At 70.7% G+C, this 16,459-nt stretch carries 17 protein-coding genes and 2 tRNA genes; 15 read left to right on the plus strand and 4 right to left on the minus strand.

What is annotated here, in order from left to right; translation table 11 throughout:
• The first annotated feature begins 30 nt into the window (after positions 1-30).
• From C5H89_RS11680 to C5H89_RS11715, 8 genes are all read left to right on the plus strand, one after another.
• Positions 31-840 carry a fumarylacetoacetate hydrolase family protein gene (locus tag C5H89_RS11680; protein WP_104107510.1) on the plus strand — a complete coding sequence of 270 codons (810 nt, stop codon included), beginning with the start codon at positions 31-33 and terminating at the stop codon, positions 838-840.
• On the plus strand, positions 837-2,324 hold the full coding sequence (gene gltX, locus C5H89_RS11685) for a glutamate--tRNA ligase (protein ID WP_104107200.1): 1,488 nt from the start codon (positions 837-839) through the stop codon (positions 2,322-2,324). Before C5H89_RS11680 ends, gltX begins: the two co-directional genes overlap by 4 nt.
• An 11-nt stretch (positions 2,325-2,335) precedes the next feature.
• A complete protein-coding gene (locus C5H89_RS11690; RefSeq protein ID WP_104107201.1) occupies positions 2,336-3,346 on the plus strand; it encodes a CPBP family intramembrane glutamic endopeptidase in 1,011 nt (336 codons plus the stop codon).
• Positions 3,347-3,350: 4 nt separating this feature from the next.
• Positions 3,351-3,422, plus strand: a tRNA-Gln gene (locus tag C5H89_RS11695).
• A 97-nt stretch (positions 3,423-3,519) separates the two neighbouring features.
• A tRNA-Glu gene (locus C5H89_RS11700) sits at positions 3,520-3,592 on the plus strand.
• A gap of 124 nt (positions 3,593-3,716) precedes the next feature.
• Positions 3,717-4,163, plus strand: coding sequence for a GNAT family N-acetyltransferase (locus tag C5H89_RS11705; protein ID WP_104107202.1), 447 nt, complete (start codon positions 3,717-3,719; stop codon positions 4,161-4,163).
• Between the two features lie 70 nt (positions 4,164-4,233).
• Entirely contained in the window at positions 4,234-5,745 is a 1,512-nt protein-coding gene (locus C5H89_RS11710) for an AlkA N-terminal domain-containing protein (RefSeq protein ID WP_104107203.1), read from the plus strand.
• Between the two features lies 1 nt (position 5,746).
• On the plus strand, positions 5,747-6,241 hold the full coding sequence (locus C5H89_RS11715) for a methylated-DNA--[protein]-cysteine S-methyltransferase (RefSeq protein ID WP_104107204.1): 495 nt from the start codon (positions 5,747-5,749) through the stop codon (positions 6,239-6,241).
• Between the two features lie 102 nt (positions 6,242-6,343).
• Here the strand turns inward: C5H89_RS11715 and C5H89_RS11720 are convergent, their stop codons facing one another.
• The gene (locus C5H89_RS11720) at positions 6,344-7,066 is read right to left on the minus strand and encodes an IclR family transcriptional regulator (protein WP_101524018.1); all 723 of its coding nucleotides are present in this window, start codon (positions 7,064-7,066) and stop codon (positions 6,344-6,346) included.
• A gap of 90 nt (positions 7,067-7,156) precedes the next feature.
• Here C5H89_RS11720 and leuC point away from each other — a divergent pair, with 90 nt between their 5' ends.
• From leuC to C5H89_RS11735, 3 genes are all read left to right on the plus strand, one after another.
• Positions 7,157-8,581, plus strand: a complete 1,425-nt coding sequence (leuC, locus tag C5H89_RS11725) for a 3-isopropylmalate dehydratase large subunit (protein WP_104107205.1) — start codon at positions 7,157-7,159, stop codon at positions 8,579-8,581.
• A 1-nt stretch (position 8,582) separates the two neighbouring features.
• Complete coding sequence (leuD, locus tag C5H89_RS11730; protein ID WP_104107206.1) at positions 8,583-9,182, plus strand: 3-isopropylmalate dehydratase small subunit; 600 nt, start codon at positions 8,583-8,585, stop codon at positions 9,180-9,182.
• A 115-nt stretch (positions 9,183-9,297) separates the two neighbouring features.
• Entirely contained in the window at positions 9,298-10,104 is an 807-nt protein-coding gene (locus C5H89_RS11735) for an HU family DNA-binding protein (RefSeq protein WP_104107207.1), read from the plus strand.
• A gap of 37 nt (positions 10,105-10,141) precedes the next feature.
• On the opposite strand, the gene cofC is transcribed toward C5H89_RS11735, so the two are convergent.
• On the minus strand, positions 10,142-10,792 hold the full coding sequence (gene cofC, locus C5H89_RS11740) for a 2-phospho-L-lactate guanylyltransferase (protein ID WP_104107208.1): 651 nt from the start codon (positions 10,790-10,792) through the stop codon (positions 10,142-10,144).
• A 154-nt stretch (positions 10,793-10,946) separates the two neighbouring features.
• Between cofC and C5H89_RS11745 the strand changes: the two genes are divergently transcribed.
• The 3 genes from C5H89_RS11745 to C5H89_RS11755 all read left to right on the plus strand — a co-directional run bounded on the left by C5H89_RS11745 (position 10,947) and on the right by C5H89_RS11755 (position 13,468).
• Positions 10,947-11,693, plus strand: coding sequence for a lysophospholipid acyltransferase family protein (locus C5H89_RS11745; RefSeq protein WP_240181822.1), 747 nt, complete (start codon positions 10,947-10,949; stop codon positions 11,691-11,693).
• Positions 11,693-12,694: an NAD(P)H-dependent glycerol-3-phosphate dehydrogenase gene (locus C5H89_RS11750; protein ID WP_104107210.1), complete on the plus strand. Its 1,002-nt coding sequence runs from the start codon at positions 11,693-11,695 to the stop codon at positions 12,692-12,694. Before C5H89_RS11745 ends, C5H89_RS11750 begins: the two co-directional genes overlap by 1 nt.
• Positions 12,695-12,805: 111 nt before the next feature.
• Positions 12,806-13,468, plus strand: a complete 663-nt coding sequence (locus C5H89_RS11755) for a DUF6629 family protein (protein ID WP_205304997.1) — start codon at positions 12,806-12,808, stop codon at positions 13,466-13,468.
• A gap of 63 nt (positions 13,469-13,531) precedes the next feature.
• On the opposite strand, the gene C5H89_RS11760 is transcribed toward C5H89_RS11755, so the two are convergent.
• A complete protein-coding gene (locus C5H89_RS11760; protein WP_104107212.1) occupies positions 13,532-14,668 on the minus strand; it encodes a PLP-dependent transferase in 1,137 nt (378 codons plus the stop codon).
• Positions 14,669-14,700: 32 nt separating this feature from the next.
• Here C5H89_RS11760 and C5H89_RS11765 point away from each other — a divergent pair, with 32 nt between their 5' ends.
• Positions 14,701-15,849: a D-alanine--D-alanine ligase family protein gene (locus tag C5H89_RS11765; RefSeq protein WP_104107213.1), complete on the plus strand. Its 1,149-nt coding sequence runs from the start codon at positions 14,701-14,703 to the stop codon at positions 15,847-15,849.
• A gap of 47 nt (positions 15,850-15,896) precedes the next feature.
• Here C5H89_RS11765 and C5H89_RS11770 read toward each other — a convergent pair whose 3' ends face one another.
• Positions 15,897-16,361: a DUF3515 domain-containing protein gene (locus C5H89_RS11770; RefSeq protein ID WP_104107214.1), complete on the minus strand. Its 465-nt coding sequence runs from the start codon at positions 16,359-16,361 to the stop codon at positions 15,897-15,899.
• Positions 16,362-16,459: the final 98 nt, after the last annotated feature.

Consider the following 16,459-nt stretch of genomic DNA (forward strand, 5'->3'; position numbering starts at 1 on the left):
GATCCAAGCCTAGGCGGATAGGCTCGGGTGGTGCGTATCGCCAGATTCACCACCGGGGAAGAGCCGCAGTACGGCATCGTGACCGGGGAGGTCGACGAGTTCGGCCAGCCCGCTGAGGACACCACGATCGTGGCGTTGGCGGGAGATCCGCTCTACGTCGGGATCAAGCTGCTCGCGGAGGAGCACAAGCTCTCCGACGTGCGGCTGCTCGCGCCGGTGCTGCCGCGCAGCAAGGTGGTGGGGATCGGTCGCAACTACGCCGACCACGCGGCCGAGATGGGCAACGAGCTGCCCAGCGAGCCGCTGCTGTTCCTCAAGCCCAACACCACGGTCGTCGGTCCCGGTGACCCGATCTTCTATCCCGCGCAGTCGCAGCGCGTGGACTACGAGGGCGAGCTGGCGGTGGTCATCGGCCGCATCTGCCGCGACGTCCCGGTGGAGAAGGCCACGGACGTGATCCACGGCTACACCATCGGCAACGACGTCACGGCCCGCGACCTGCAGAAGTCCGACGTGCAGTTCACCCGGGCCAAGAGCTTCGACTCCTTCTGCCCGCTGGGTCCCTGGATCGAGACCGACCTGGACCCTGCGACCTTCGCCGACGGGGTCAAGATCCAGACCTACCTCAACGGCGACCTCGTCCAGGACGGCACGACCGCCGACCTGGTCTTCGACATCCCGACGCTGGTCGCCTACGTGTCCAGCGTCATGACGCTCCTCCCCGGGGACGTCATCCTCACCGGCACCCCGGCCGGGGTCGGTCCCATGCAGGTCGGTGACGAGGTCGAGGTCTCGGTCGCCGGCATCGGCACTCTCACGAACAAGGTGGCTCAGCGATGACGGTCTCGGCAGGAACGACGGACGACGGCAGCACCGGCACGGGCTCGCGGGTACGGGTCCGGATGGCCCCTTCCCCGACCGGATCCCCGCACGTGGGGCTGGCGCGCACCGCGCTGTTCAACTGGGCCTTCGCCCGGCACCACGGGGGCACCTTCGTGTTCCGGATCGAGGACACCGACAAGGAGCGGAACACCGAGGAGTCCTACCGCTCCCTGCTGGAGGTGATGCGCTGGCTCGGGCTGGACTGGGACGAGGGTCCCGAGGTCGGCGGCCCCTACGGCCCCTACCTGCAGAGCGAGCGCGGCCACATCTACCGCGACGTCCTGGCCCGGCTGGCCGAGACCGGCTACACCTACGACTGCTACTGCGAGAACTCCGAGGTCGAGGCGCGCCGCAAGGCCAGCGGCTCCAAGGTGATGGGGTACGACGGCTTCTGCCGCGACCTGAGCCCCGAGCAGCTCGCCGCCTTCGCCGGGCGTCCCAGCGTGGTCCGCTTCCGGATGCCCGACGGGGAGATCGCCTTCGACGACCTGGTGCGCGGCACCATCTCGTTCCAGACCGAGTTCGTCCCCGACTACGCGCTGGCGCGTGCCAACGGCGACCCGCTGTACACGTTGGTGGCCCCCGTGGACGACGCGCTGATGGAGATCACCCACGTGCTGCGTGGCGAGGACCTGCTCTCCAGCACCCCCCGCCAGATCGCCCTGTTCGAGGCGTTGAAGGAGATCGGCGTCGCCAAGCAGACGCCGGCCTTCGGCCACCTCCCCTACGTCATGGGGGAGGGCAACAAGAAGCTCTCCAAGCGCGACCCGGAGGCGGACCTGCTGGCCTACCGGGACAAGGGGTTCCTGCCCGAGGGCCTGCTCAACTACCTCGCCCTGCTCGGGTGGTCGATCGCGGCAGACCGCGACATCTTCACCCTGGAGGAGATGGTCGAGAAGTTCGAGCTGGGCGACGTCAACCCCAACCCGGCCCGCTTCGACCTGAAGAAGGCCGATGCCATCAACGCCTCCCACATGCGCCTGCTCACCATCGAGGACCTCACCCACCGGGTGCTGCCGTTCCTGAAGGCCGCCGGGGTGGTCTCCGACCCGGTCACCGACCTGGACGCGCGGATGCTGGAGCTGGCGATGCCGCTGGTCTCCGAGCGGATGAACAAGCTGACCGAGGCCGTCGACATGCTCGGGTTCCTGTTCGTGGACGAGGCCGACCTGGTCCGCACGGACGTGATCGACGAGGCGGGGCGCGAGGTGGTCCGGGCTGCCGTCGCCGCGCTGGGCGAGGTGGGCACCTGGTCGACCGAGGAGATCGAGCAGGCGCTGCGCACCGCGCTGGTGGAGGAGCGAGGCCTCAAGCCACGACTGGCATTCGGTCCGGTGCGGATCGCGATCTCCGGTCGCAAGATCTCGCCCCCGCTGTTCGAGTCGATGGAGCTGCTGGGCCGGGACCGCTCCATGGCCCGGCTGAACGACGCCCTGGCCTGAGCCGGACGTTGATGAGCACCACGAGCGCAACGGGGTCCACGCAGGCGCCACAGGGGCCCGGTGAGCTCGGGTACCACCAGCTCCACCGGGGCGGCCCCAGGGCGGTGTGGCGGCCGATCCTGGGGGTCCTGGTCGTCGCCCTGGGCACCTTCGTGCTGGCACCGCTGTTCTGGTCGATCGCCTTCGCGGTGGGCTATGCGCTGGCCGGTGAGCCGGTGGCGGAGTCGATGGAGGCCCTCACCGACACCGATCACGCCACCCCGGCCACCTTGGCGTTCCTCAACCTGACGCTGGCCAGCGCCATCCCGCTGGTGTGGCTGGTGAGCCGGACGCTGCACGGGCTCCGTCCCCGCTGGCTCTCCTCGGTCGGCCCGGGACTGCGCATGCGGTACTTCCTCGCCTGCTTGGGCCTGGCGTTCCTGGCCCTGGTGGCCACCCTGGTCGTCGCCGCGGCGCTGCCCACGCCCGACGCCTCGAGCGAGGTCAGCGAGACCGTGAACGACTTCACCACCACCACGCGGGACTTCCTGCTCGTGGTGCTCTTCCTCACCCCGTTGCAGGCCGCCGGCGAGGAGTACCTGTTCCGGGGCTACCTGACCCAGGCCTTCGGCGGGCTGTTCGCCTCCCGGGCGCTGGCGGTGCTGCTGCCCGCCCTGCTGTTCGCCCTGGCACACGGCGGCCAGGACCCGCCGGTCTTCTTCGACAGGTTCGCCTTCGGGGTCGTGGCCGGGATCCTGGTGATCGCCACGGGCGGGCTGGAGGCGGCGATCGCCATGCACGTGCTGAACAACTTCGTGGCGTTCGGGCTGGCGCTGGCCTTCAGCGACATCGGCACCGCGCTGACCCCCACCGGAGGGTCCTGGTGGAGCCTGCCGAGCACCCTGACCCAGTCGCTGGTCTACCTCGCGCTGGCCCTGTGGGTGGCCCGTCGGATGGGGCTGAGGACCACGGTGGAGGGGGGCGTTTTGGCGGCTCCGCCCGGCCGCGTGTATCGTTTCGCCTCGGTTCCGAAAGGCGCCTAAACCATGGGATATGGTGTAATTGGCAGCACGACTGATTCTGGTTCAGTTAGTCAAGGTTCGAGTCCTTGTATCCCAGCGAAATCCCGGTCTGACCGGGATTTGTGTGAGAACCAGCAGTTCGACTAAAGTTTCTCACTGTCACCGGCAAGAAATTGCTGGTGACAAACGTGCAAGCCCCCGTTGTGTAGCGGCCTAGCACGCCGCCCTCTCACGGCGGTAGCGCCGGTTCGAATCCGGTCGGGGGTACAGCATTCGGAAGGGGCTCTGGCCAGCGGAGACGCTGGGCAGGGCCCCTTTCGGCATTCCCCCACGAGGCAGGCACGGCCGAGGGCGAGCCCAGGCAACCAGCCAGGTTGATAGCGTCGACGCCGTGAGCGCCAGCGTGAGCATCCGGCCCGGTCTTGCCGCCGACCTGCCCATGGTCTTCCGTGCCGAACGGGACTACATCCGCGACGTCGAGCCTGCCGCGGAGGCCGGGTGGACGCGGGCCCTGGACAAGAACCTCGAGCTCTGGGTCGGCTGCCTCGACCGTGCGATCGTCGCGGAGGATGCTGAGGGGACCGCCGGGTTCGCCATGTGGATGCCCCACGACGGCGCCGCGCTCCTGGTCACCATCCAGGTGCTCGCCCACGCCCGGCGCCGCGGCGTCGGCAACGTGCTGCTGCAGCGCTACCTGGTGGATGCCGGGGCTGCCGGCCACCGGACGGCATCGCTCGGGGTGCACGCCTCCAATCCCGCCCGCCGGCTCTACGAGGCTGCCGGGTTCCGCCACTCGGGCGACGACGGCGACTACGCGCTCTACGAGTTGCGGCTCTGACTCTGCCGGCGTCAACTGGCATGTCCGAATCCCGCTCGTGCAGGACCCTCTGCCGAGGCAGGATGGGGACATGGCGACCTCCACGCACCTCGCGCCGACAGGGCAAGGGCTCGACCACGAAGTCTGCTACCGCGCCGTGCGCAGTCGGGACCGCCGCTTCGACGGGGTCTTCTACACCGCCGTGGCGACCACCGGGATCTATTGCCGCCCCTCCTGCCCTGCGCGCACCCCAGCGTCGGCGAACGTGAGCTTCCACCCGACTGCCGCGTCTGCGCAGGCCGCGGGATACCGCGCGTGCAAGCGATGTATCCCCGATGCCACCCCCGGTAGCCCGGAGTGGGACGTCGCTGCCGACGTTGCCGGACGGGCGATGCGCCTGATCGCCGACGGCGTGGTGGATCGCACCGGCGTCGAAGGCCTGGCCGACTTCCTGGGCTACAGCTCTCGGCAGCTCAACCGGTTGCTCGTGCACCGGCTGGGTGCCGGCCCGCTGGCCCTGGCCCGCGCTCGGCGGGCCCAGACCGCCCGCATCCTCATCGAGAGCACTCAGATGGGCTTCTCCGACGTCGCCTTCGCGGCCGGGTTCGCCAGCGTCCGTCAGTTCAACGAGACCGTGCGTGAGGTGTACGCCGCCTCTCCGAGCGAGCTGCGGGGTCGCCGCGGGACGGGCCGCGACGCCACGGGGGGGATCACCATGCGGCTGGCGGTCCGGACGCCGTTCGCCGGCAGCGCACTCCTGGAGTTCCTCGCCAGACGAGCCGTGCCGGGGGTCGAGATGGTCTGCGGAACGACGTACTCACGCACCTTGCGGCTCCCGCACGGCCATGGCGTGGTCAGCCTCGTCCTGACCGACCAGACCTCCTCGGGCACCGCGTTCGTGCCCGCCACCTTCGCGCTCCTCGACCTGCGGGACACGACTGCGGCGGTCGAGCGGACGCGCAGGATCCTCGACGCGGACTGCGACCCGACGGCCGTAGCCGAGGCCTTCGCCCCCGACCCGGTGCTCGGTCCGCTCGTGGAACAGCAGCTCGGGCTGAGGGTTCCAGGCCACGTGGACGGCAGCGAGCTGGCGGCCCGGGCCGTGCTGGGGCAGCAGGTCAGCGTCGCCGGGGCGCGCACGACCACCGCCCGTCTGGTGCGCGAGTACGGCCAGGAGGTGGAAACCGGTGTCGAGGGCCTGACCCATCTCTTCCCTGACCCTGCCGCATTGTCGAGGCTGGACCCGGCGCAGCTGCCGATGCCACGGGCGCGCGGCCGGGCCCTGGCCGCGCTCGGTGCCGCCCTGGAGGCCGGCGACCTGCGGCTCGAGCGTGGCGTGGACCGGGACGCCGCGCGCGCCGCCCTGCTGGCGGTACCGGGCATCGGCCCGTGGACCAGCGACTACGTGGGGATGAGGGCGCTGGGGCATCCCGACCTCTTCCTGCCCACCGACACCGGGACCCGGGACGCACTGCGGCGCCTCGGTCAGGACCCCGGGCAGGCCCGGGTGATCGCGGAGCGCTGGCGACCGTGGCGCTCCTACGCGCAGATGTACCTGTGGCACTCCCTGAGCCCGGCACCGCGACCGCACGAGGAGACCTGAGATGTGGACCCTGATGGACTCACCAACCGGAGAGCTGCGCATCGCCGAGCAGCACGACGCGATCGTCGCCATCGAGTTCTCGCCGTTCCGGCCTCCGGGGGAGCGCGCCCTGGGGGAGCGCGCCCTGGGGGAGCGCGACGACGGCCACCCGGTGCTGGCCGAGACGGTACGACAGCTCCGGGCGTACTTCGCCCGTGACCTCACCGCCTTCGACCTGCCGCTGGCGCCGCGCGGCAGCGACTTCCAGCAGCGCGTCTGGAAGGAGCTGCAGCTGATCGGCTACGGGGAGACCTGCACCTACGGCCAGATCGCGGTACGGCTGGGACACACCAACGCCGCCTCCCGCGCCGTGGGCCTGGCCAACGGCCGCAACCCGATTCCGATCGTCATTCCGTGCCACCGGGTGATCGGTGCCAACGGGACCCTGACCGGCTATGCGGGCGGCCTGGAGCGCAAGCAGCTGCTGCTCGGGCTGGAGACCGACGGGCTCTTCTGAGGGCCGCCGGTCAGACCTGGGGGGCGGCAGAGGACCGGCGGCGCAGCAGCGCCACGCCGTACCCGGCAGCCAGCAGTCTCACGACCGTGGCGACGGCTCAGGTCATTCCGCGGCCGCTCGGCGCAGCGACTCCGAGAGCCGCTCGGCCGCGGCGAGCACTGCGGGAGCATGCATGCGACCCGGCTGCCGGGAGAGTCGCTCCAGCGGGCCCGAGACCGAGACCGCGGCGATGATCTTGCCCCCAGGGGAGCGCACGGGCGCCGATACGGAGGCCACTCCCTGCTCGCGCTCGCCGACGCTCTGGGCCCAGCCCCGTCGGCGGATGCCGGACAGCGCGGTGGCGGAGTACGCCGCGTTCTGCAGGCCCCGGTGCATGCGCTCGGGGTCTTCCCAGGCGAGCAGCACCTGGGCCGCGGAACCGGCACGCATGGTCAGCTGGGAGCCGACCGGGATGGTGTCGCGCAGTCCGCTGGGACGCTCCGCCGCCGCGACGCAGACCCGGTGCTCGCCCTGGCGGCGCCACAGCTGGGCGGACTCGCCGGTGATGTCGCGCAGCCGGGCCAGCACGGGCCCGGCGGCGGCCAGCAGCCGGTCCTCGCCCGCCGCTGCCGACAGCTCGGCGAGCCGGGGACCCAGCACGAAGCGTCCCTGCATGTCGCGGGCCACCAGGCGGTGGTGCTCCAGCGCGACGGCGAGCCGATGGGCGGTGGGTCGAGCCAGGCCTGTGCCGGCGACCAGTCCCGCCAGGGTGGCCGGGCCCGCCTCGAGGGCGGCGAGCACCAGGGCGGCCTTGTCGAGAACGCCGACTCCACTAGAGTTGTCCATATGGCAATACTGCCGTCTCATTGGATGGGATGCAAGAGGTAGTGTTCGCGATGGTCCAGACCGGGCCGCCAGAACCGAGAGGAGCAGGTCGTGGGCAAAACCCTGGCCGAGAAGGTGTGGGACGCACACGTCGTCCGGAGCGCGGAGGGTGAACCCGACCTTCTCTACATCGATCTCCACCTCATCCATGAGGTGACCAGCCCGCAGGCCTTCGACGGGCTGCGTCTCGCCGGTCGTCAGGTCCGGCGTCCGGACCTCACCTTGGCGACCGAGGACCACAACGTCCCCACCCTGAACTGGGACCAGCCGATCGTCGACCCGGTGAGCCGCACGCAGGTCGAGACCCTGCGCAAGAACGCCGCCGAGTTCGGCGTTCGCCTGCACCCGCTGGGCGACATCGAGCAGGGCATCGTCCACGTCGTCGGACCGCAGCTGGGCCTGACCCAGCCCGGGATGACCATCGTCTGCGGCGACAGCCACACCTCGACCCACGGAGCCTTCGGCTCGATCGCCTTCGGCATCGGCACCTCCGAGGTCGAGCACGTGCTGGCCACCCAGACGTTGACACAGGCCAAGCCCAAGAACATGGCCGTCACCATCAACGGCCACCTGCCCGAGGGCGTCACGGCCAAGGACATGGTGCTCACGCTGATCGCCCACACCGGGACCGGCGGCGGACAGGGCTACATCGTCGAGTACCGCGGCACCGCCATCGAGGAGCTCTCCATGGAGGGCCGCATGACGGTGTGCAACATGTCGATCGAGTGGGGCGCCAAGGCAGGCCTGATCGCTCCCGACCAGACCACCTTCGACTACATCGAGGGCAAGCCCGAGGCGCCCAAGGGGGCCGACTGGGACGCCGCGGTCGAGAACTGGCGGACGCTGGTGAGCGACACCGACGCGGTCTTCGACAAGGAGATCGTGCTCGACGCCTCGACCATGACCCCGTTCGTCACCTGGGGGACCAACCCCGGCCAGGGCGTGCCGCTGGGTGCCACGGTGCCGCGGCCCGAGGACTTCGCCGACGCCGGCGACCAGCTCACCACCCGCAGGGCCCTGGAGTACATGGGTCTCGAGGCCGGCACCCCGATGCGCGAGATCAAGGTCGACACCGTCTTCGTCGGCTCCTGCACCAACGGACGGATCGAGGACCTGCGGCTCGCCGCCTCCATCCTCGAGGGCCACCGGGTGGACCCCGACACCCGGCTGCTGGTCGTCCCCGGCTCGGTGCGGGTGCGTCTGCAGGCCGAGGCGGAGGGGCTGGACAAGATCTTCCTCGACGCCGGCGCGGAGTGGCGAGGCGCCGGGTGCTCGATGTGCCTGGGCATGAACCCCGACCAGCTGGCTCCGCAGGAGCGCAGCGCCTCGACGTCCAACCGCAACTTCGAGGGACGGCAGGGCAAGGGGGGACGCACCCACCTGGTCTCGGTCCCGGTCGCGGCGGCCACCGCCGTGCGCGGCACCCTCTCCTCGCCGGCCGACCTGGAGCCGTCGACCTCGAGCAAGGAGTACTGACGTGGAGAAGTTCAGCACCCACACCGGCGTCGGCGTACCGCTGCGGCGCACCAACGTCGATACCGACCAGATCATCCCGGCCGTCTACCTCAAGCGGGTCACTCGCGACGGGTTCGAGGACGGCCTCTTCGCGGCCTGGCGCAACGACCCCGACTTCATCCTCAACCAGCCGGCGTACGCCGCCGGCTCGGTACTGGTGGCGGGACCGGACTTCGGGACCGGCTCCTCGCGCGAGCACGCCGTGTGGGCGCTGCAGAACTACGGCTTCAAGGCTGTGATCTCGCCGCGCTTCGCCGACATCTTCCGAGGCAACTCGGGCAAGGCCGGACTGCTGGCCGCCCAGGTGGACGAGCCTGTCGTGGAGCGGCTGTGGCAGATCCTCGAGGCAACTCCCGGAGCCGAGGTCACCGTCGACCTGGAGTCCCGCACGGTGCGTGCCGGCGAGGGGGACGAGGCCGTGGTCGCGACCTTCGACATCGACGACTACACCCGCTGGCGGTTGCTCGAGGGACTCGACGACATCGGCATCACGTTGGGCTTCGAGGACGCCATCACCGCGTTCGAGTCGAGCCGGCCGAGCTGGAAACCCGCAACCCAGTAAGGAAAAACTTCCTCCCAACACGGCGCGGTGATTGTGGCAGGGGCCACAACTACTTAGCGTGAGCCGCAGATAGTCGAGCACGGGCTCGGCCGCCAGTTCATTGGAAGGGAAGCTAGTGAACAAGTCACAGCTCATCGATGCCCTCGCCGCACGCTACGAGGGCAATCGCAAGGCCGCGTCCCACGCTCTCGAGTCCGTCCTGGACACGATCACCCGGGAGGTGGCCAAGGGTGAGAAGGTCGCGATCACCGGGTTCGGTTCCTTTGAGAAGCGCATCCGAGACGCCCGGTGGGTCCGCAACCCCCAGACGGGCGAACGGATGAAGGCCAAGAAGAAGGCGGTGCCTGCCTTCAAGCCGGGGCAGGACCTGAAGAACATCGTCTCCGGCGCCAAGAAGCTGCCCAAGCTCGCTCCCGCCGTGGCCCTGGCTCCCGCCCGGGCCGCTGCCGCCGCTGCGACCTCGGTCGCGGGATCCGCTGCCAAGAGGGCTGCCCCGGCCAAGGCCACCGCCAAGCAGGCCGCACCGGCCAAGAAGGCCGCCCCCGCCAAGAAGGCGGCGTCGAAGTCGGCCACGGCCACGAGCACGCCTACCAAGAAGACGGCGACCAAGAGCGCGGCCGCGAAGAAGACGGCGGCCAAGGGCACGGCCGCGAAGAAGACGGCGACCAAGAGCACGCCCGCGAAGAAGACGGCGACCAAGAGCACGCCCGCGAAGAAGACGGCGACCAAGAGCACGGCCGCGAAGAAGACGGCGACCAAGAGCACGGCCGCCAAGAAGACGGCGACCAAGAGCACGGCCGCCAAGAAGACCGCCACCCCGAGCACGCCCGCCAAGGTGGCGGCCAGCACGTCGACGACCAGCAAGACCACGGCTCCGGCCAAGAAGGCGCCTGCCAAGAAGACCGCCGCGAAGAAGGCCTAGCCCGGCAGTCTCGGCCTCGAGAGCAGACCCGCCCGGTTCACCGGGCGGGTCTGTCTGCGTCTGTGCCTGCCCCGTGGCCCATCACGCGTCGGGTGTGGGCGCCCACACCCAGCAGCATCACCCTGCCCAGGTCCGCGGTCTCGTCGACGTCCTGGCGCAGTCCCTGCCCTGCTCCGGCCAGCTCGATCGCGCCCGCTGCCACGTGCAGACGACGTGAGTCGGGACCGAAGTGCGGCGTGAACGCCTCGTGCGGGGCGGTGTAGAGGGTGGTGCCGGTGCCGCTGCGATCAGCCACGAAGGCCGGGCCCGGCGGCGCCGACCCCAGCACAGCCGAGAGGTTCTCCGGATCCAGCGCGGGCAGGTCGGCGCAGAGCACCGCGGGGCGCAGGTCGGGCCAGCGTCGAGCCGCCTCCGCCTCGGCCTGGACGAGACTGGCGTTGAGGTCGCCGGAGACCCCGTCCGGGATCACGTGGCAACCACTCGCGCCCAGGCTGGCCGCGAGCGCGGAGTCGTCGGTGACCACCAGCACAGCGGAGACCGACGGGGCAGCCAGGGCTGCCTCGACCGTGTCCCGGGCGAAGGCTTCGGCGAGATCGCGCCGGAGCCCGTCGGGAAGGCCCGTGAGGCGGGACTTGCCGACCCGGGGTGGTTTCACTGGCACCAGGACGACGAAGCGAGAGGAAGACATCGAGTCGATCCTCCCATCGCCCCCGGGCCCGAAGCGAGTAACCTCGTCCCATCCTCGGGCTCGTTGGTCGCCTGCCCTCCGGCACCGTGGGTAGGAGGTGGAGCGAAGCGTGCGTGGTGGTACGTCGCGGCGGAACTGGGGATGGGGCTTCCTCGTGGGCAACGCGATCCTGCGCCCCGGACTGCTCCTCCTCACCAGGCAGACCTGGCGCGGTGGCGAGCGGATTCCCAGCACCGGCGGCTGCGTCCTCGCCGTCAACCACGTCTCCCATGCTGACCCCGTGGTCACCGCGGAGTTCGTGATGGCACACGGTCGGCTGCCGCGCTACCTGGCCAAGTCCAACCTCTTCCAGGTCAACCGGTTCGTGTCCTGGGTCCTCAACTCTGCCGGGCAGATCCCCGTCGAGCGGCTGACGCCCGACGCCGTCGGTGCCTACGACGCAGCGGTGCAGGCGGTGGAAGCGGGGGAGTGCCTGGTGGTGTATCCCGAGGGCACGCTGACCCGGGACCCGGACCTGTGGCCCATGCGTGGCAAGTCCGGTGCCGCCCGTATCGCCCTGGCCACCGGCGCCCCGGTCGTCCCCGCTGCCCAATGGGGGGCCCAGCAGCTGCTCCCGCAGTACTCGAAGCGGCTGCGCCTGTGGCACCGCACGCGGGTGACCATGTCCGTGGGCGAGCCTGTGGACCTGTCCGACCTGGTGGGCCAGGAGCCGACCCCAGCCGTGGTCGCTGAGATGACTGACAGGATCATGGCCGCGATCGTCGCGCTGCTGGAAGAGTTGCGGGGCGAGCGGGCTCCCGCTGAGAGGTTCGACCCCCGGAAGGCCGGGGTCAGGGCCGTCGGAAACCCCAACGCGAAGCCAGACCAGAAGCGCAGTCGAAGGAAGAGGGACAACAACTGATGAGCAAGGTCGCAGTCCTCAGTGCCGGGTCGTGGGGCACCGCCTTCTCCATCGTGCTGGCCGACGCCGGGAACGAGGTGGTCCTCTGGGCGCGGCGTGAGGAGCTGGCATCCGCGATCCGCACCAAGCACGAGAATCTCGACTACCTGCCCGGCATCGAGCTCCCGGAGTCGGTGACGGCCACCAGCGACGCCGCCGAGGCACTGGAGGGAGCCGAGGTCGTCGTGTTCGCCACGCCGTCGCAGACCTTCCGGGAGAACCTCACCAGCTGGGCGCCGCTGATCCCGCCCGACGCGGTGATGGTCAGCCTGATGAAAGGCGTCGAGCTGGGGACCCTGAAGAGGATGAGCGAGGTCATCGCCGAGGTCACCGGCGCGGGCCCCGAGCGCATCGCCGTGGTCAGCGGCCCCAACCTGGCCAAGGAGATCGCGATGCGCGAGCCCGCTGCCTCCGTCGTGGCGTGCGCGGACGCCGAGGTCGCCAAGCGTCTGCAGCACCTGTGCCACTCCCCGGCGTTCCGGCCCTACACCTCCGTCGACGTGCTCGGCTGCGAGCTGGGAGGGGCCTACAAGAACGTGGTGGGCCTGGTCGTCGGCATGGCGGTGGGACTGGGCTTCGGTGACAACACCACGGCCTCCCTGATCACCCGCGGCCTGGCCGAGACCGCGCGCCTGGCCTCCGCCCTGGGCGCCAACCCGCTGACCCTGATGGGCCTGGCGGGGCTGGGTGACCTGGTCGCCACCTGCTCCTCGCCCCTGTCACGCAACCGCTCCTTCGGTGAGAAGCTCGGGCAGGGCATGACGGTGGCGGAGATCCTGGCGTCGACCCGTCAGGTGGCCGAGGGCGCGAAGTCCTGCTCCTCGCTGCGTGCCCTGGCCCAGCAGCACGGGGTGGACGCACCGATCGCCTCACACGTCGAGGACGTGGTCGCCGGCCGGATCACGGCCATGGACATGATGAACGCCTTCATCATGCGCGACACCAAGGCCGAGACCGACTAGCCGTCTTCCGTGGTCATCGCCCGGCGACGGAATGCTGAGTGGCGCATCTGGCACCTGCGGGCGTGACATCGGGCCGCTAGTTGGCTCTACCTTTCCAATATGTGCTTCTCGATGAGCGCCGATCTGACCGCCGGCGTGGCCCTGCTGCCCGTCGCTGTGGTCTGCCTGCGCGAGGTGCGCACGGCCCGGGAGCTGCCGTTCGCCTCGCTGCCGTTGCTCTTCGCCCTCCACCAGCTGACCGAGGCCCTCGTCTGGCACGGCGCGTCCGACTACGTCTCGGCCGGTGTCCAGCACGCCGCCGCGCTGATCTACGTCCTCTTCGCCTTCCCGGTCCTCCCAGTACTGGTGCCGCTCGCCGTGCTGCTGCTCGAGCCTCACGGAAGGCGCCAGCGGGTGGCGCCGTTCGTCGTGCTCGGCGCGGTGGTCGCGGCGTACCTGCTCTGGGCGGTGCTCGACGGCCCGCTCGTGGTCAGGGAGAAGCCGCACGCACTTGTCTACGACGTCGACCTGACGTACGGGCCGATGTGGGCCGTGCTTTACATCGTGGCGGTGATCGGCCCGTCGGTGCTGTCGGGCTATCCCTCGATCGTCGCCTTCGGGCTGCTCAACCTCGTCGGGCTCACGGTCGTCGCCATCGTCTACGTCGAGGCGTTCGCGTCGCTGTGGTGCGTCTACGCGGCGCTGACCTCCGCGCTGGTCACCGTGCACATGGTGCTGCGTCGCCGGCTGTCCGACCTCCACCGCCTCGAGGGTCAGGCACTGGCACCCGCCTGAGCGCGAGCCCGCGGCCCCTGTCGGCTGTCGTCGCAGGACCTCGCCGAGATGGGACCCACCCAGCTAGACGACCAGGTCGTCCAGCGCCCCCCGCAGGTCGTCCCACAGGTCCTCGACGTCCTCGATGCCGACCGACATCCGCACCAGGGCGTCGGGGATCGTCGCCGGCTCCGACTTCCACCGGCGACGGCGCTCGAAGCTCGACTCCACCCCGCCCAGAGACGTGGCGTGCACCCACAGGCTCGTCTTGCGGGTCAGCAGGTCAGCGGCCAGGGGACCCTGGGCGAGCACCACCGAGACGATGCCGCCGAAGCCGGGGTAGCGGACCTCTGAGATCGCCGGGTGCTCGCGCAGCCTGGACACCAGCTCCTGGGCGTTGGCCTGCGCGCGCTCGACCCGGAGGTGCAGGGTGCGGAGACCGCGCAGCGTCAGCCAGGCCTCGAACGGGCCCGGCACGGCACCGACGAGGTCGCGGCGACCCTTCAGCACGGCGTACAGCTCGTCATCGCGTGTCACCACGGCGCCCATCAGCACGTCGCTGTGGCCCGCGAGGTACTTGGTGGCCGAGTGCACCACCAGGTCGACCTGGTCCTCGAGCGGCGTCTGCAGCAGGGGCGTGGCGAAGGTGTTGTCCACGACCACGTACGCCCCGGCCTCGTGGGCGGCTCGGGTGATCGTCGCGATGTCGGCGATCTCCAGGGCCGGGTTGGTCGGCGACTCCAGCCACACCAGGGCCGCCCCGTCGCAGGCGGCCGCCACCGCGGCGGTGTCGGTGATGTCGACCAGCTCGCAGGTCAGTCGTCCCCGGGCCTCGAGGTCGGCCAGCTGCATCACGGTGCCGTTGTAGGCGTGCCGGGGTGCGACCACCTTGGCGCCGGTGCCGACCAGGTCCAGCACGCAGGCCACCGCAGCCAGGCCCGAGGCGAAGGTCAGGCACCGTCCGCCTTCGAGCGCGCCCAAGGCGTCCTCCAGCGCGGTCCAGGTCGGGTTGCCGTACCGCCCGTACTCCACGTCCCCGCCCGCGACGTACGTCGCGGCCATGGTGATGGGGGTGTTGAGCGGCGCGTCCGGCTCGTGCGCGGGGCGGCCCACGGTCACCGCGAGGGTGCTGGGGCGGAGCGCGGAGCCTCGCGCCGCAGCCGGGTGGGTGGAGGGGACGGGGGGCGTGACGGGGGTCTCGGCAGGGACGTCGGATGACATGCCACGAGCCTAGGCCGCTAGGGTCTGGCCCGATGAGTGAGCCCACGCCAAGCCAGCCGCCACGTGATCAGTCACGCAAGCCTCGAGTCGCCGTCGTGTTCGGCGGGCGCTCCTCCGAGCACGCCATCTCCTGCATCACCGCGGGCGCGGTGATGGACGTCATCGACCCGGAGAAGTACGAGGTGGTCCCGGTCGGGATCGCCAGGGACGGGCGCTGGGTGCTGGAGTCCGACGAGACCGCACGGCTGCGGCTGACGGCTGCCGGTGAGCTGCCGAGCGTGGACGGCAACCGGGCCGCGCTGGCGCTGCTGCGCGAGGAGGCGCACGCCGACCTGGTGGTCACCGAGGCGCCGGCGCAACCGCGCAGCCTGGGCGAGGTCGACGTCGTCTTCCCGCTGCTGCACGGACCCTGGGGCGAGGACGGCACCATCCAGGGGATGTTCGAGATGGCCGGCGTGCGCTACGTCGGGGCCGGGGTGCTGGCCTCGGCGGTCAGCATGGACAAGGCCTACATGAAGGTCGTGCTCCAGGCCGCGGGCCTGCCGGTCCTGCCGGGGGTGGTGATCACCCGCCGACGCTGGGAGAACGACGCGCAGGCGTGCCGCGACGAGGTTGCCGCGCTGGGCTTCCCGGTGTTCTGCAAGCCGGCCCGGGGCGGGTCGAGCATCGGCATCAGCAAGGTCTCCGACCTGGCGGGCCTGGACGCGGCCATCGTCGCCGCCCAGGCGCACGACCCCAAGGTGCTGGTGGAGTCGGCGGCCATCGGTGCCCGCGAGGTCGAGTGCGGTGTCCTGGAGTCCCTGGACGGCAGCGTGGAGACCTCGGTCCCGGCGGAGATCCACGTCGGCGGCGAGCACGAGTTCTACGACTTCGCCGCCAAGTACCTGCCCGGCCAGCACACCGAGGTCGACGTACCGGCGGACCTGCCTGCCGACGTCACCGCACGGCTCCGGAAGCTGGCGGCCCAGGCCTTCGAGGCCGTCTCCGCCGAGGGCCTGGCCCGCGTGGACTTCTTCGTGATGCCCGACCACTCGCTCGTGGTCAACGAGCTCAACACGATGCCGGGGTTCACCCCGACCTCGATGTACCCGCAGATGTGGGCCGCCACCGGGCTGGGCTACGCCGAGCTGGTCGACCGCCTGATCGCCCTGGCGCTGCAGCGCGGTACCGGCCTGCGCTGACAGCCAGGTCAGCGCCAGACCTCACGCGCAGGGACGTCCCGCAGGGATCAGGCGCAGGGGTCGACCTCTTCGGTGTGGTCGCGGATCACGGTGGCGAGCTGGGCCATCGCGGCGGCAGGGCCGGCCGGCCGGTACGTCGCCGGCAGCGTCACCGAGACCCTGGGTCGGTGCCCGACGGTGGTCATGGTCACCGCCGAGGACTGGTCGTCAACCTCGTCGTCGGGGATGAACCAGCCGATCCCGTCGGTCTCCACGCAGCTGGCGAACTCGTCGAAGGAGTCCGGGGTGTCCACGCCGCAGACCAGGACGATCGCCGGGTCGCCCCAGGCTGCGCCCCGCTCCTCCTGCTCCACGTCGCGGCGCTCCTGGTCCACCAGCGTCTGGGGGAGGTCGTCGACGAGTCCCCGGCAGGCGCGCGCGTCATCCGCGTCCAGGCCTGGGCCGTCGGCCGAGATGCTCGTGCAGCCGGTGACCAGGGCCGCCATCAGCACCAGGGCGGCTGACGAGCGCACGCGGCGCGCCGGCCAGGCAGCCCCGGACGCGACGACGCCCCGGGACCGCGAGGTCCCGGGGCGTCCGCGCAGAGTCGAACCCACCTCAGATGTGCACG

The organism is Nocardioides sp. 616 (assembly GCF_002930065.1).
Lineage (GTDB): Bacteria > Actinomycetota > Actinomycetes > Propionibacteriales > Nocardioidaceae > Nocardioides > Nocardioides houyundeii.

Coding starts and splice junctions, on each gene's coding strand:
- C5H89_RS11755 (WP_205304997.1), top strand. CDS start 12,806: ATGAGCGCCGATCTGACCGCCGGCGTGGCCCTGCTGCCCGTCGCTGTG.
- gltX (WP_104107200.1), top strand. CDS start 837: ATGACGGTCTCGGCAGGAACGACGGACGACGGCAGCACCGGCACGGGC.
- cofC (WP_104107208.1), bottom strand. CDS start 10,792: ATGTCTTCCTCTCGCTTCGTCGTCCTGGTGCCAGTGAAACCACCCCGG.
- C5H89_RS11690 (WP_104107201.1), top strand. CDS start 2,336: ATGAGCACCACGAGCGCAACGGGGTCCACGCAGGCGCCACAGGGGCCC.
- C5H89_RS11720 (WP_101524018.1), bottom strand. CDS start 7,066: ATGGACAACTCTAGTGGAGTCGGCGTTCTCGACAAGGCCGCCCTGGTG.
- C5H89_RS11750 (WP_104107210.1), top strand. CDS start 11,693: ATGAGCAAGGTCGCAGTCCTCAGTGCCGGGTCGTGGGGCACCGCCTTC.
- C5H89_RS11715 (WP_104107204.1), top strand. CDS start 5,747: ATGTGGACCCTGATGGACTCACCAACCGGAGAGCTGCGCATCGCCGAG.
- C5H89_RS11760 (WP_104107212.1), bottom strand. CDS start 14,668: ATGTCATCCGACGTCCCTGCCGAGACCCCCGTCACGCCCCCCGTCCCC.
- C5H89_RS11710 (WP_104107203.1), top strand. CDS start 4,234: ATGGCGACCTCCACGCACCTCGCGCCGACAGGGCAAGGGCTCGACCAC.
- C5H89_RS11765 (WP_104107213.1), top strand. CDS start 14,701: ATGAGTGAGCCCACGCCAAGCCAGCCGCCACGTGATCAGTCACGCAAG.